Genomic DNA, 14,564 nt, shown 5'->3' with positions numbered 1-14,564 from the left:
GCAGGAGTCATCCATGCCTACCAAGACCCAAACCCTCGTGATCGGGACCTTCGCCCTGCTGTCCGTCAGCGGCCTCGTCCTGGCACAAACCGCACCCGCCGGCAGCACCGCTACCACCACCGCCGCCAGTGCCCAGATTCCCACCCAGCAGGGCCAACTCAAGCAGTTCCTGATCAATCCCCGGGGCGACATCGACGGCCTGATCCTGGCCGACGGTACCGAGGTCAACACCCCGCCGCACCTGTCCGAGCAACTGGCCGCCACCTTCAAGCCGGGCGATACCATCAACGTCGCCGGCCTGCGCGCCGCCAGCCTGCCGCTGGTCCAGGCCGTGTCCCTGACCAACGTCCAGAGCGGCAAGACCGTCGTCGACCAGGGCCCCGACCGGGTCGGCGGCCCGCGTCCGCCGGCTCCGCCGCCCCCTGGCGCGGAACGCAATGGCGACAGCCTGCAAGGCCAGATCGTCCAGTTGCTGCACGGTCCGCGCGGCGACGTGAACGGCGCCCTGCTGCAGGACGGTACCGCCCTGCGCCTGCCGCCCCATGAGGCGCTGCGCCTGGACGCCCTGCTCAAGCCCGGCGCCAGCGTGGCCGCCCGCGGCGAGCTGATCGCCAATGCCCAGGGTCGGGCCTTCCGGGTCAGCGCCCTGGGCGCCGATGCCAATTCGCTGCAGACCCTGGATGTTCCGCCGCCCCCGCCCGGCCCCGGTCGCCTGCCGCCGCCCCCGCCCCCCGGCGTCCAGCCGGTCGCTCCGGGCGTGCAGCCGCCGGCCCCGCCCGCCCCGCCGGCCGGCTGATCAGGCCAGCAACCGCCGGGTCGCCTGGGCGATCCGGTGGCAGGCTTCCTCCAGCACCGCGCGGGAGGTGGCGTAGGACACCCGGAAATACGGCGCCAGGCCGAACGCCGAGCCTGGCACCACCGCCACCCCGCCTTCGTCCATCAGGTAACGGGCGAAGGCGGTATCGCTGTCGATCAATTCCCCGCCCGGCGTTCGCCGGCCCAGCACCCCCGCACAGTTGGCGTAGACATAGAAGGCCCCCTCGGGCCGTCGCGCCGATAAGCCCGGAACCGCATTCAGCGCCTCCACCACCAGATCCCGCCGCTCGCGAAATTGCTCGCAGCGCTCGCGCACGATGTCCTGCGGGCCGTCCAGCGCCGCGATGGCCGCGGCCTGGCTCACCGAGCACGGGCAGGAGGTCACCTGGCTCTGCACGCTGGCCATGGCCTGGATCAGCGCCCGCGGGCCACCGGCATAGCCCAGTCGCCAACCGGTCATGGCATAGGCCTTGGAAACCCCGTTGATGGTCAGGGTCCGCTCGCGCAGGCGCGGCTCCAGCGCCGCCGGGGTGACGAAGCGGAAGCCGTCGTAGAGGATGTGCTCGTACATGTCGTCCACCATCAGCCACACCTGCGGATGGCGCAGCAGCACCTCCAGCAGCGGTCGATAATGTTCTTCGCCATAGGCCGCCCCCGAGGGATTGGACGGCGAGTTGAGCATCACCCACCGCGTACGCGGCGTGATCGCCGCCTCGAGGGCTGGCGCGGTGAGGCGAAAACCGTCTGCCTCACGGCACGGCAGCACCACCGGCGTGCCGCCGAGGATGGCGACGATGTCGGCATAGGTCACCCAGAAGGGCGCGGGAATGATCACCTCGTCGCCCGGATCGAGGGTCGCCATCATGGCGTTGAAGATCACCTGCTTGGCGCCGGCCGAGGCCGTCACCTCGTCCTGGGCGAAGACCAACTGGTTCTCCCGGGCGAACTTGCGGCGAATGGCGTCCTTGAGCGCCGGGCTGCCGTCGAGCGCCGTGTACTTGGTCTGGCCGTCACGGATGGCCTGGATCGCCGCCTCCTTGATGGGCTCCGGCGTATCGAAGTCCGGCTCGCCCGCGCCCAGCACCAGCAGATCGGCCCCCTCGCGGCGCAGCGCATTGGCGCGCTCGGTGATCTTGAGGATCTCGGAGACGCCCACGGAGGCGAGGCAGTGGGCGGTATGCAGGGTGGAAGCGGCGGCCATGACAAGGCTCCAGGCGATAGCGAAGGAAGGTGCCGGAGGCGTCCGGCAGGGTCGTCCTGCACTATCGAACCCCGGCGGCTGGCCTTCAAACGCTATAAAGGACTCACATCATTCCGCCGGGGCATGTGAGGCCTTCGCCTCACAGGGCCTGGCTCGGCTGGCGGCCTAAGACTCGCACGTATTCCTGGCGCGCCTGAGTTTCGACGAATTCGCCGGACCACTTGGCCACGACTACGGTAGCGACGCTATTGCCAATGGTGTTACAGGTCGCGATGGCCATGGACATGAAGCGGTAGACGCCAAACAGTAGCGCCAGGCCCTCTACCGGTAGCACACCAATCGCCGTCACCGTGGCGGCGAACACCACGAAACTGCCACCCGACACCGCCGCTGCACCCTTCGACGTCACCAGCATCAGGGCGACGATGCCCAGCTGCTGCTCCCAGGTCAGCGGGACGCCATAGGCGTTGGCGATAAACAGCACACCCAGGGACATGTAGATGGAGGTGCCGTCGAGGTTGAAGGCGTAACCGGTGGGAAGTACCAAGCCGACGCTCTGCTTTGAGCAGCCGAACTTCTCCAGCTTTTGCAGCAGTCGCGGCAAGGCGCTTTCCGAGGACGCTGTCCCTATGACGATGAAGACCTCGTCCTTGATGTACTTGAGGAAGCGCCAGAGGCTGAAGCCGGCCAGCCGACACACGGCGCCCAGGATGACGAAGATGAACAAGGCCACTGCCGCGTAGAACATCAGCACCAGATTAGCCAGCGACAACAGCACTGCGGTGCCGTTGCTGCCAACGGCATAGGCCACCGACCCGAAGGCGCCGATGGGAGCGAACTTCATGATCAGGTTGATGAACTCGAAGAAACACTCCGACACCCGGTTCAGGCCGTCTTCTACTACTTCGCGGCGCTCCTGCTTGAGCGCCAGCAGGGCGAAGCCAAACAGCACGGCTATGACCAGCACCTGTAGCAGCTGGCCACCGGCGAAGGCACCGACGAAGTTGTCGGGAAAGATGCCGTAGATGAAGTCCTTGGTGGACATGGGTCCCTGGGCACCCTTGGCGATGGCGGCACTCGCAGCAGCAGCGGTACTGCTGCTGGGGTGGCTGCCGTACATATTGGAGCCAATGCTGAGCAGATTTCCCCATATCAGGCCCAGCGCCAGCGCTACGGTAGACACCACCTCGAAGTAGACCAGTGCGCGCCAACCCACCTTGCCCACGCGCTTGATGTCTCCTGCGGACGCAATACCGTGCACCACGGTGAAGAACACCAAGGGCGCCACGGCGGTCTTGATCAATTTCAGGAAGATGTCGCCCAGAATCTTCAGGGAAGCGGCGAAGTCAGGGAACACCAGCCCGCAGACGATGCCCAGCATCATCGCGGCGACGACCTGGAAGGTCAGGTCCTTGTATAAGGGCTTTTTGCTAACGGCAGGAGCCGTGTCGGTAGCTGCTGACATGGTATCGATCTCGTTGTTGTCATTATCGAATCGAAGCGAGACGCGCCGGCGCTATTCCGGCGCGAGCGGGATTTAGCGCCGTACCGAACCCGGTCGAGCCAGAGCGCGGTCAACCATCTCGGGCGCCAGGCCCAGGTAATTAGCGGGATCTGTCAGGCGCTCCAGCTCGGCACGACCAAGGCGATCGCTGACGTCGCTGCGCCGCAGCAGCGCGTCGAGGAGGCTGACGTTCTCGTCGTTCGCCACTCGACAGGCCTCGTAAACCACATCATGGGCAACCTGACGACCCAGTTCGGGCGCCAGCCCCATCATCACTGCTTCAGCGACGATCAGGCCTCTGGTCATGTCCAGGTTCTGGCGCATGCGTTCAGTACGAACATCCAACCCGCCCAGCATGAACTTGGCCTGGTACAGAGAGGCTCCGGTAAGCGCAAAGGCTTCGGGAATGGCCACCCACTCTGCCTGCCAGGGGCCGGTAGAACGCTCGAAGTCCTGGATCATGGCGTCGAGCATCAGGCCAGCCTGCTGACGCACGCCCTTCGCAGCGGCATACATCAGCTCGCAGGAGATGGGGTTACGTTTCTGCGGCATGGTGCTGCTGGCACCACGGCCCTTGACGAAGGGCTCATAGGCTTCGCCCAGCTCGCTGGTCATCATCATCATCACGTCCAAGGCAACCTTGCCTAGCGAGCCAGTGATCAGTGCCAGCACGTTGAGCGCCTCGGCTAGACCGTCACGAGCCACGTGCCAGGTAGCCTGAGGCACGTGCAGGTCCAGTTCTTCCATCAGCGCTTCCTGGACCTCCAGGCCCTTGTCGCCCAGCGATGCCAGGGTCCCGGCGGCACCAGCGAACTGTCCTACGAGAACTCGCTTACGCATTTCCACGAGCCGCTCTGCGTGGCGATCGAACATGCTCAACCAGACCGCGCACTTGTAGCCAAAGGTGATGGGCAGCGCGTGTTGCAGGTGGGTACGACCGGCCATGGGGGTGTCGCGGTAGCGCTCGGCGAGTCCGGCCAGCAGACCCCGGACAGCCTGAACATCACGCTCCACCAAGGCCAACGCCGCCCGGACCTGGAGTACGACAGCGGTATCCATGATGTCCTGAGTGGTGGCCCCCCAATGTACGTAGCGCCCCGCTTCACCGCAGATCTTCGAAAGCTGCTCCACCAGCGGCAGAATCGGATAGCCGACGATTTCCGTTTCGTGCTGCATGAGCGCCAGATCCAGCGCTTCGAAGCGTGACCTGGCAGCGATCTCTTCAGCAGCAGCAGCGGGAATGACCCCGCAGCGAGCCTGGGCTCGAGCCAGAGCGACCTCGACCTCGATATAGCGCTCGATCAGCGCCTGATCGGAGAAAACGTTACGCATCTCGGCAGTGCCGAACATGTCGCGGAAGAGCACGGAATCAAAAACGGTGGTGGACATGCTACGAGCCTCGTTATTGTCTTATATGGCGTACATTTCAATATGTACGTACATATTTAAAACACGCACAGTGCTAGACTGTCAACCCGTCCGTTTTTGAGATGTGCCGCGATGAACCAGGCGCTGTACACCATTGTTGCCAACGACCTGCTGGAGGGCATCGCCTCCGGGCGCTATCCCGTGGGCAGTCTGCTGCCAACCGAATTGGAGCTGTGCGAACAGTTCGCGGTTAGCCGCCATACGGTGCGGGCCGCCATCACCCAGCTGCAGCATCAGGGTCTGGTTTCACGGCGCAAAAGGGTCGGCACTCGCGTCGAGGCTCCTCCCGCCAGCGGCTACACCCACGCCTTGCAGTCCATGGAAGACCTGGCCCATCTGGCGGAAACCCAAATCCGGGAAATACGGGAGACCGAGCAGCTGGTGGCTGATCGCGACCTGGCCAGGCGCCTGGGGCTAGAGCCCGGAGGACGCTACTGGCGGATTTCCAGCGTGCGCATCGACAACCAGCAGCGCGGCGCCCCGCTCTGCTGGACCGATGTCTACTGCGACGAGCGCTATGACCGGATCCACGCCTTGGCCGAGGCCAATCCGGGCCAGCTGATCGCCACCCTTATAGAGCGCCACTATGGCCAGCGGGTAGAGGAAGTGGACCAGGAGGTACGGGCCGTACTATTGACGCCTGAACTGGGAGAGCGCCTGGAAGCGCCTACTGGTAGCCCGGCATTGCGCATCCTTCGTCACTACCGGGGGCACCGTAGCGAGCTGCTGGTGACCTCGGTGACTACGCATCCAGACGATAGATTCACCCTTACCCTCAAGGTACGCCGAACCTAGGATGCTTCCGCAGTTCGCGCGGCCTGAGGACGGTTAGGCGCCTCGACCGGACCTGTCAGAGCGGGACCAAGGCGCAGCGTGACGCCGCTCGGATGGTCTACCGCCGCGGTCGACAAAGCGCCGTCGCGCTGTGCCTTTAAGCTTCGATCACCATACTGGAACGGCGACCATGCCGAACGCCCACGCTCCCCTCGCCGCCTATCGCCAGGCCCTGGCCCTGGGCACGCGGCTACCCGATGCCGCCCAGGAAGCCGCTGTCCGTCAGCTGGAAGCCTGCCACGCCGACCTCCTGGCCGGCCGCCCGGCCCGTGGCCTCTACCTCTGGGGTCCGGTCGGGCGCGGCAAGACCTGGTTGCTGGACCTGTTCCACGCCAGCCTGCCGGTGCCCGCGCGCCGACAGCATTTCCATCACTTCATGCGCTGGGTGCACCAGCGGCAGTTCCAGCTCAGCGGCACCCGCGATCCCCTGCAGGTGCTGGCCCGCGAGTTGGCGGCCGAGGTGCGGGTACTCTGCTTCGACGAACTCTTCGTCAGCGACATCGGTGACGCCATCCTGGTCGGCGGCCTGCTGCGCGCCCTGCTCGACCAGGGCCTGGTGCTGGTGGTCACCTCCAACCAGCCACCGGAGCAGCTCTATGCCGGCGGCTTCAACCGCGAGCGCCTGCTGCCGGCCATCGCCGCGCTGCAAGAGCGGCTGGACGTCTATGAGGTGGATGGTGGCCAGGATCATCGGCTGCACGCCCGCGAAGCCACGACGCGCTACTGGGTGGACGACCCCGCCGCCCTCGCCGCGGCCTTCGCCCACCTGACCGCTGGGCAGGCCGTGACGGAAGCGCCGCTGCTGCTCGGCGGTCGCCGTTTGCCGGTACTCAGGCGGGCACCCGGTGCGATCTGGCTCGATTTCGCCACCCTCTGCCAGGGCGCCTGGGCGACCTCGGACTACATCGATCTCTGCACCGCTTTCCCCGCCCTGCTGCTGGGTGGCGTGCCCTGCCTGTCCGGCGACCCGCGCGACGGTCGCATCGCCCGGGGCACCGAAGACGGCGTCGAACGCGTGGTCGCCGGTGACCGCGAATTGCCGCGCCTGGCGCCCCAGGACGACGCCGTGCGCCGCTTCATTGCCCTGGTCGACGAGGCCTACGACCGCCGCCGCCCGCTCTACCTGAACGCCGCCGTGCCGCTGGAGCGGCTGTACACCTCTGGCTTTCTGGAATTCCCCTTCCGCCGCACCCTGAGTCGGTTGCAGGAGATGCAACAGGCGCGCTACTGAGCGTCACGCTTCCCGGAGCGCTTGAGCACATAGCGCGGCCGGCGCTTGGTCTCGATGTAGATGCGCCCGATGTACTCACCCAGCACCCCGATGCCTATCAGTTGCACCCCGCCGAAGAACAGGATGGCGGTCATCAGCGAGGGATAACCCGGTACCCGGTTGCCAAAGGCCAGCTTCTCGAAGATCAGGTAGCCGGCATAGGCCAGGGACACCAGGGCGACGAAGCCGCCCAGGTAGGTCCAGAGCCGCAGCGGCACGGTGCTGAAGGAGGTGAAGCCTTCCAACGCCAGGTTCCACAGCTTCCAGCCGTTGAACTTGCTGCTGCCGGCGCTGCGCGGAGCGCGCTCGTACTCCACTACCCGGGTATCGAAGCCGACCCAGGAGAGGATGCCCTTCATGAACAGGTTGCGTTCCGGCAGCTCGCGGATGGCGTCCACCACCTCGCGACTCATCAGCCGGAAGTCGCCGACGTTCTCCTCGATGGGCGTCTGGGCGATGCGATTGTGCAGGCGATAGAAGCCCTCGGCGGTCAGCCGCTTGAGCGGACTGTCGCTGCTGCGATTGACGCGCTTGGCCAGCACCACGTCGGCGCCCTGCCGCCACTGTTCGAGCAGCCGCGGGATGACGTCCAGCGGGTCCTGCAGGTCGACGTCCAGCGGCACCACCACCTCGCCACTGGCGTGCTCGATGCCGGCGAACAGCGCCGCCTCCTTGCCGAAGTTGCGCGACAGCTGCAGGACCGCCACCCGCGGATCCTCCCGGCGCAGGCGCTCCAGCACCCGTGCGCTGCCGTCCCGGCTGCCATCGTCGACGAACAGCAGCTCCAGATCGTGGATGGCCAGCTCCGGGTGGGCGCAAACCGCCTGGTAGAACAGCGCGATGGCCAGTTCTTCGTTGAATACCGGCACCACCAGGGACAGCTTCACCGCCTCGCTCATCGGAACACCCATCCGGACGACAACAGATAGCTGAACACCGGCACCAGGGCAGTGGCGACGAGCAGCGCATAGAGGGCCGGCACGCCGCAGGCGAGCAGACCGGTCAACAGCAGGTTGTTGAGGCCGAAGCCGGCCAGCGCCACCAGCAGGAAGCGCCAGGGCGAGCCGGCGCGGGCGAAGGTGATGTGTCTATGCCCCAGGTAGGAGACCACGAAGGCGACCAGGAAGGCGCCCAGGTTGGCGCCATGGGCCGGCCAGCCCCAGCGCTGGAGCAGCAGCGCGGCGACCGCCATGTGCACCAAGGTGGCGACCACCCCGACCAGGGCGAACCTCAGGGGCCTGGCGGCGGACTTGGCCAGGGATCCGGATGCAGACACGTTCGACCTCGGCGCAGCGGCAATTGACCGCCGCACGTTACCTCGGAGGTGTCGAAACATCCTGTCGCATCCGTTGCAATTCCGGCATTCGGCGACGAACGGTCTGGAGCGCCTGGCGCCAGGTGCGGCGACCGGCTACGCCGTGGGTATTCGGCCCCCGTGGTAAGGTGAACGCTCATTTCTGTCCACGAGGCCCGGTCATGACTCCGCGCATCGAACCCTTCTTCGACGCCACCACGTCCACCTTCACCTACGTGATCTACGAGGCGCCCGGCAGCCCCTGCGCCATCGTCGACTCGGTGCTGGACTACGACCCGCACTCGGGCAGGACCGCCACCCTCTCGGCGGATCGCGTCGCCCGCTTCGTGCGCGACCAGGGCCTGAGCGTGGAGTGGCTGCTGGAGACCCATGCCCATGCCGACCATCTCTCGGCCGCGCCCTACCTGCGTCGGCAACTGGGCGGGCGCATCGCCATCGGCGAAGGTATCCGCCGCGTCCAGGGTGCCTTCAAGGACGTCTTCAACCTGGAGCCGGAATTCCGCCTCGACGGCTCCCAGTTCGATCATCTGTTCCAGCCCGACGAGGTCTTCCACATCGGCAACCTCGCCGCCCGCGCTTTGCACGTGCCTGGCCATACCCCGGCCGACATGGCCTACCAGGTGGAAGAGGCGCAGGTCTTCGTCGGCGACACCCTGTTCATGCCCGATGTCGGCTCGGCCCGCTGCGATTTCCCCGGCGGCAGCGCCCGCGACCTCTATCGCTCGATCCGCCGGCTGCTGGCGCTGCCGGAGGCGACGCGACTCTACCTGTGCCATGACTATCCCCCCGCGGGCCGCGAGGCACGTCACCAGACCACCGTCGGCGAAGAGCGCGCCCTCAACGTCCACGTCCGCGACGGCGTGGACGAGGACGCCTTCGTCGCCCTGCGCACCCGCCGTGACGCCACCCTGGCCATGCCCACGCTGATCCTGCCGGCGATCCAGGTGAACATCCGCGCCGGCACCCTGCCGCCGGCCGAGGCCAATGGCCGGCGCTACCTGAAGATTCCCATCGACGGCTTCTAGCGGCACCGCCACCCGTCGTACAAGGCAAAGGCCACAGCCATTGGACGCAGCGGCGCCGCTGCGTCCAGGCTTTTCCACGGCGGCCAGGCGCCCCGCCCCGGCCAACCCAGCGGCCAGGTTGGACAGCGTTTCGGACAAACCTAGATACAGCTCTGCTAGTGGCCGCTGGCCAGCAACCACCCATCCCGTCATCGGGAAACCTTGCCGCGGCAGCCCCTCAATACCAGGGCAGGCAATGAGTTCTGCACTACATTCCCACAAGAGGTAGAGCGACCATGACCACCAAGCAATCGAATTCCAATCCCGGCAACTTCGCCAACGACCGCGAAAAGGCTGCCGAGGCCGGGCGCAAGGGCGGCCAGAACAGTGGTGGCAATTTTGCCAACGATCGCGAGAAGGCTTCCGAGGCCGGGCGCAAGGGCGGTAGCCGCTAGACGCTTCCCCCCTGGTAGCGGAGTCACGTCCGGGTGGACCTGGCTCCTCGAGTCCACGAGCAAGAGGAAATCACCATGAGTACCGACAATTCGAATCCCGGCAACTTCGCCAACGACCGTGAGAAGGCTTCCGAGGCTGGCCGCAAGGGCGGCGAGAACAGCGGGGGCAATTTCGCCAACGATCCCGAACGCGCCGCCGAGGCCGGGCGCAAGGGCGGCGAGAACAGCGGTGGCAACTTCGCCAACGATCCCGAACGCGCCGCCGAGGCCGGCCGCAAGGGTGGCCAGAACAGCGGCGGCAACTTCGCCAATGATCGCGAGAAGGCCTCCGAGGCCGGCCGCAAGGGCGGCAGCCACTAGCCATCAGGCTATCCCCGCGTAACCCGAAGGGCAGGATCATCCTGCCCTTCTTGCGTTTCCCGTCCCGCTTATCGATCCCCCGACTCGGGAATCACCGAGATCTGCCCATTCTTCTCCAGCACCGCGAAACGGATCTGCTCCATCCGCTCCAGCCCCTGGCTCTGCCGCGCCGCCTCGAGGATGTCCTCCTCGGTGAGCCGCGCCTTGCGCAGCCGCTGCGTCAAGGGCTTGCCGTACTCCACCACGATCAGCGGCACGCCATCGAGAAAGCGGCCCACCTGCGGCGAGCGCTGCTTGAACAGCGACAGCAGGATGTCGATCAGCACCAGGGTCGCGATCACCACGAAGGCGTTGATCACCGAGAAGTCATCGCCCAGCAGGGCCTGCTGGGTCGCCTCGCCGATCACCAGCAGCAGGACGAAATCGAAGGTGGTGATCTCCGACAACGCCCGGCGCCCGGTCAGGCGGAACAGCACCAGCAGGAAGGCGTAGATGGCCGCGGCGCGGAGCACGGATTCCATGGCGGGTCCTCAGGGATAGATGAAGGCGGAGAGGGCCAGCGCTGGCTGGCCGGGTCGCAGGATGCGCCAGTCGATCTTGCCTAGGGCATCCGGACGCAGCGCCAGGTGCAGTCGGCTGGGGCCGCTGCCGGTGGCCAGTTCGAGCCAGAGCACTCCGTTGGCACTGGTCATGCGCAGCGGTTGCGGATAGAGGGCCTCCACCGTCCAGTCGGCCACCAGGCGTTCGTCCAGCCCGACCGTCGACAGGCCAGGCGCCAGTTCCAGGGTCAGGGTCGCGGGCGCACCGCGCCGCTGGAAGCGCTCGTACTCCACCCTGAGCTGCCCGTCGTCGCTGACGCGGCTCGCCATGACCCAGGGACCGCCACTGGCGAAGAGCCCAGCCAGCGCCAGCGCCACGAACAGCCCCAGCAGCACCCAGCCCAGGCGTTCACAGCGCCAGATCCAGCGTTGCAACCCCAGGTCCTCACGAAACGGACGGGGCTTTTCCACGGGGGTCGCCATCGCCATAGCTCCAAGGACAATAGGGCTTGGAGCCTGACCGGGAGTCGCCGGTTCGACCGCTTCGCCCCACCCTGGGGCATACTGCGCCCCCCTTGTCGCTCTGGAGTCCTGCCAATGCCCGCCTGGTGGCTACTCGTCCTGCCCTTCATCGCCGGGGCCTGCCTGCCGTTGCAGGCCGGCATCAATGGGCAGCTCGCCCGCCAGCTGTCCAGCGTCTTCGCCGCGGCGTCGATCTCCTTCCTGGTCGGCCTGATCGCCCTGCTCGGGCTGACGCTCTGGCAGCGTGGCGTCCCCACCTTGGGCGCCCTGCGCGAACTGCACTGGTGGCACTGGTGCGGCGGTCTGCTCGGCATGTTCTTCATCGCCATGGCCGCCTTCGCCGGACCGCGCATCGGCGCCACCCTGTTCATGGCTCTGGTCATCGCCGGTCAGCTGGCCATGTCGCTGAGCCTGGATCACTTCGGCTGGGCCGGCTTTCGCCAGGACCCGGTGACCCTCGGCAAGCTGGCCGGCGTGGTGCTGATCGGCGCCGGCGTCTGGTGTATCGCCCGGGCCTGAGTCAGTACAGGTCGCGGCGATAACGGCCGGTCTCCAGCAGCCGCTGGACTTCTGCTTCACCGAGCAGCCCCTGCAGGGTGGCGTGCACGCCGCGCCCCAGCCCTTGCAGACTGCCGCAGACCATGATGACGGCGTCCGCCGCCAGCCAGTCGTGCAGCTGCTCGCGCTGCGCCTGCAGCCGCTCCTGCACATAGCCGTCACCGTCCCGCGAGAACACCCGGTCCAGCCGCGCCAGCTCGCCCTTCGTCAGCCAGTCGTCCAGCTCCGCGCCGTAGAAGCTGTCGTGCGCGGCGGTGCGTTCGCCGAACAGCAGCCAGTTGCGCCGGTACCCTCCAGCGATGCGGGCGGCCAGCAGCGGGCGCACCCCGGCCAGGCCGGTACCGGCGGCGATCAGGATCAGCGGGCGCGGGTCCAGCGGCGGACGAAAGCCCGGGTGGACCCGCAGCCGCGCCTGCAGCAGAGCGCCCGGGGCCAGCGCCGTGGTCAGCCAGCCGGAGGCGATACCCAGGCGCCCATCGCGCTTGCGCTCCTGGCGCACCAGGAGCCGCAACGGCCCCTCGCCAGGCAGCGAGGCGATGGAGTACTGGCGCACGGCGAGGGGCGGCAGGGCATCGAGCAGCGCCTGGGCGGTCAGCCCGCACAGGGCAGCGCGATCGTCCGGCAGCAACCGGCCTTGCAGGGCATCGGCCAGCTGCTGCGGCCGGCCGTCGTCCTGAACCTGGCTGGCCGCGGCCAATCCCAGGGGCTGCAGCCAGGCGCTGACGGTCTCGGCGCGCTGGCGCGGCGCGATTTCCAGGATGTCGCCCGGAGCCCAGTCACTCCCCAGGGGCGCTTCCAGGCGTAACTCCCAGGCCGGCGAGCCGGGACTGCCGGCATTGAGCAGGTGCCTCGACGCCAGTCGCCAGGGCTGCAGCGGACGCTCCACCGGCACCTCCGCGCGCCCGGCGCCCAGGGTCTGCAGCTGGCGTTGCCAGAGCGTCAGGGCACCCGGGTCGCCATTGTCCACCTCCACCGTGGTGAACAGCGGCCGTGCGCCCTGGGCAGCGAGCCAGGTGTCGAGTCGGCGGGCGAAGGCGCAGTAGCCCTGATAGCGCCGGTCGCCCAGCGCCAGTACGGCGTAGCTCAGGGCGGGCAGGGCTTGGCCCTGCGCCTGCATCCGCCGCTCGAAACCGCGGGCGGCGTCCGGTGCCTCGCCATCGCCATGCGTGGCGACGACGAACAGCGCCCGCGCCGCCCGCTGCAGTCGCTCGACGTCGAGGCGGCCGAGCGGGACGACCTCGGCGGCCAGCCCCGCGGCCTGCAACTGGCCGGCCGCCTGCCAGGCCAGCGCCTCGCCCTGGCCGCTCTGGCTGGCGTAGCCGATCAGCCAGTCGGCAGCGCCAGCGGCAGGGGACGCCAGGCCAGCGCGGGCCTGGCGTGCCTGCCGGCGTTTGCGGCGGCGATCCAGGTAGAGCCACAGCCCGGTCACCATGAACAGCAGCATGGCGAGGCTGGCGAGCAGCATGAGCAACCGTCCTGCCAGGCCGAAGTATTCGCCCGAGTGCAGGGCGTAGACGCTGAGCAGCAAGCGCGCACCCAGCGGCTGCTCGCGATAGCGGCGATGATCGAGCACCCGTCCCTGGGCGTCGAAGACGATGCGATTGAGGGCACGGATATGCGCGGCGTCGTCGGGCAGGTACCAGAGGGTCGGATGGCTGACCTTGCGCGCCGGATTGGGCAGCAGCAGGCCATACCCCTCGACGCGTCCACCCGTCTCCTGCCGAAAACTCCGCCAGAGCGCGTCCAGGTCCACGTCCTGGCGCGCCACCACGCCCGCAGTCCGCGGCTCCGGAGCCGCGCCCAGCAGCCGTTCGCTGGCCTGGCGATACCAGTCATAGGACCAGTACAGGCCGGTCAGGGCCGCCAGCAGATAGAGCAGCAGGCACCAGGTGCCAGCCACGGCGTGCAGGTCCCAGTGGAAACTGCGTCCCCGACGCGCCCAATCGAGGGTCAGCCAGGCGCGCCAGCGTCTTGCCTGGCGCGGCCAGCGCAGGTAGAGGCCGGACAGGCAGAGCACCAGCAGGATCAGGGTGGCCGCCCCAGTCAGGGCCTTGCCTACCGGCCCCAGGGCCAGGGCGCGGTGCAGATCCAGGACCAGGCGGAAGAACGCCTGGCCACGAGGCGAAGTCAGCACCTCCCCCGTGTAGCGATCGAACAGCTTCACCTCGCCACGGCCCTGGCCATGCGCCGGTGCCAGGCCGAGCAGACCGTAGCCCTCCCCCGCCATGCTGGAGACGAAGCTCAACTCCCGGTCCGCGGGTACCAGCCGCTCACGCACCTGCGCGGGAGTGAGCAGCGGTTGCCCCGCGGTGGCGGTGACGGGCGGCGGATTGAGCCACTGCATGACTTCCAGCTGAAAGCTGTAGAGCGCACCCGTCACGCCCAGCACCACCAGCACCAGGCCCGCTGCCAGCCCGAGCAGGCTGTGCAGCTGGAAGAGGCTGGCGCGGATCAGGACGGAGTCCACCGCAGCTGTACACCGGGACAGGCGGCGGTCAGTGGCAGGCCATGCTCGGCCGCGATTCGCTGCCATGGGCAGCGACCGTAAGTGAGCCTGTCCGGAGCGCTGATCATCTTCGAAATCCTCTCTCTACTGTCACCGGCTTCGCCACCGCCCTCTCCAGATTCTCGAGCGGGATGCCAGGCACCCTACCCAAATGGGGCCCGATGCCATTTGCAAACGATTATCAAGTATACAACGGAAGGCTTGTTTGTGATGACCTCGAACCAAGCTGGCCGGACCTTTTCCCGCAGCCAA

The 14,564-nt window shown here is 67.4% G+C and carries 14 protein-coding genes and 1 pseudogene; 7 read left to right on the top strand and 8 right to left on the bottom strand.

Annotated features, from left to right (window positions below; genetic code table 11):
- Positions 1-13: 13 nt before the first annotated feature.
- On the top strand, positions 14-796 hold the full coding sequence (locus FSV73_RS04095) for a hypothetical protein (protein ID WP_145004320.1): 783 nt from the start codon (positions 14-16) through the stop codon (positions 794-796).
- Here FSV73_RS04095 and FSV73_RS04090 read toward each other — a convergent pair whose 3' ends face one another.
- From FSV73_RS04090 to pcaB, 3 genes are all read right to left on the bottom strand, one after another.
- Entirely contained in the window at positions 797-2,017 is a 1,221-nt protein-coding gene (locus tag FSV73_RS04090) for a pyridoxal phosphate-dependent aminotransferase (protein ID WP_145004315.1), read from the bottom strand.
- A 139-nt stretch (positions 2,018-2,156) separates the two neighbouring features.
- A complete protein-coding gene (locus FSV73_RS04085; RefSeq protein ID WP_145004312.1) occupies positions 2,157-3,482 on the bottom strand; it encodes a cation:dicarboxylate symporter family transporter in 1,326 nt (441 codons plus the stop codon).
- Between the two features lie 72 nt (positions 3,483-3,554).
- Complete coding sequence (gene pcaB, locus FSV73_RS04080; protein ID WP_145004309.1) at positions 3,555-4,910, bottom strand: 3-carboxy-cis,cis-muconate cycloisomerase; 1,356 nt, start codon at positions 4,908-4,910, stop codon at positions 3,555-3,557.
- Between the two features lie 111 nt (positions 4,911-5,021).
- Between pcaB and FSV73_RS04075 the strand changes: the two genes are divergently transcribed.
- Together FSV73_RS04075 and zapE are read left to right on the top strand one after the other, a co-directional pair.
- On the top strand, positions 5,022-5,744 hold the full coding sequence (locus FSV73_RS04075; RefSeq protein ID WP_145004306.1) for a GntR family transcriptional regulator: 723 nt from the start codon (positions 5,022-5,024) through the stop codon (positions 5,742-5,744).
- A gap of 169 nt (positions 5,745-5,913) precedes the next feature.
- Positions 5,914-7,014 carry a cell division protein ZapE gene (gene zapE / locus FSV73_RS04070; protein ID WP_145004303.1) on the top strand — a complete coding sequence of 367 codons (1,101 nt, stop codon included), beginning with the start codon at positions 5,914-5,916 and terminating at the stop codon, positions 7,012-7,014.
- Here zapE and FSV73_RS04065 read toward each other — a convergent pair.
- Positions 7,008-7,940: a glycosyltransferase family 2 protein gene (locus FSV73_RS04065; protein ID WP_145006165.1), complete on the bottom strand. Its 933-nt coding sequence runs from the start codon at positions 7,938-7,940 to the stop codon at positions 7,008-7,010. The genes zapE and FSV73_RS04065 overlap by 7 nt on opposite strands.
- 8 nt (positions 7,941-7,948) lie before the next feature.
- A complete protein-coding gene (locus tag FSV73_RS04060) occupies positions 7,949-8,329 on the bottom strand; it encodes a GtrA family protein (protein ID WP_186309155.1) in 381 nt (126 codons plus the stop codon).
- Between the two features lie 200 nt (positions 8,330-8,529).
- On the opposite strand from FSV73_RS04060, the gene FSV73_RS04055 reads away from it, so the two are divergent.
- From FSV73_RS04055 to FSV73_RS25735, 3 genes and pseudogenes are all read left to right on the top strand, one after another.
- Positions 8,530-9,393: an MBL fold metallo-hydrolase gene (locus tag FSV73_RS04055; RefSeq protein WP_145004297.1), complete on the top strand. Its 864-nt coding sequence runs from the start codon at positions 8,530-8,532 to the stop codon at positions 9,391-9,393.
- A 302-nt stretch (positions 9,394-9,695) separates the two neighbouring features.
- A pseudogene (locus FSV73_RS25740) lies at positions 9,696-9,827 on the top strand (general stress protein); the annotation flags it as partial.
- 75 nt (positions 9,828-9,902) lie between these two features.
- A complete protein-coding gene (locus tag FSV73_RS25735; protein ID WP_145004291.1) occupies positions 9,903-10,187 on the top strand; it encodes a general stress protein in 285 nt (94 codons plus the stop codon).
- Positions 10,188-10,255: 68 nt separating this feature from the next.
- Here the strand turns inward: FSV73_RS25735 and FSV73_RS04040 are convergent, their stop codons facing one another.
- Together FSV73_RS04040 and FSV73_RS04035 are read right to left on the bottom strand one after the other, a co-directional pair.
- Positions 10,256-10,708 (bottom strand): DUF421 domain-containing protein, encoded by a 453-nt coding sequence (locus tag FSV73_RS04040; protein ID WP_145004288.1) that lies wholly within the window; start codon positions 10,706-10,708, stop codon positions 10,256-10,258.
- A gap of 9 nt (positions 10,709-10,717) precedes the next feature.
- Entirely contained in the window at positions 10,718-11,209 is a 492-nt protein-coding gene (locus FSV73_RS04035) for a hypothetical protein (protein WP_145004286.1), read from the bottom strand.
- A 108-nt stretch (positions 11,210-11,317) separates the two neighbouring features.
- Between FSV73_RS04035 and FSV73_RS04030 the strand changes: the two genes are divergently transcribed.
- Positions 11,318-11,767 carry a DMT family transporter gene (locus FSV73_RS04030; RefSeq protein WP_186309176.1) on the top strand — a complete coding sequence of 150 codons (450 nt, stop codon included), beginning with the start codon at positions 11,318-11,320 and terminating at the stop codon, positions 11,765-11,767.
- 1 nt (position 11,768) lies between these two features.
- Here the strand turns inward: FSV73_RS04030 and FSV73_RS04025 are convergent, their stop codons facing one another.
- Positions 11,769-14,258 carry a sulfite reductase flavoprotein subunit alpha gene (locus FSV73_RS04025; protein ID WP_260856037.1) on the bottom strand — a complete coding sequence of 830 codons (2,490 nt, stop codon included), beginning with the start codon at positions 14,256-14,258 and terminating at the stop codon, positions 11,769-11,771.
- Positions 14,259-14,564: the final 306 nt, after the last annotated feature.

Source organism: Pseudomonas oryzihabitans (genome assembly GCF_007665395.1).
GTDB classification, from domain to species: domain Bacteria; phylum Pseudomonadota; class Gammaproteobacteria; order Pseudomonadales; family Pseudomonadaceae; genus Chryseomonas; species Chryseomonas psychrotolerans_C.
The sequence above is the reverse complement of the archived record's forward strand: the minus strand, read 5'-3'. Positions and strand labels throughout refer to the sequence as shown.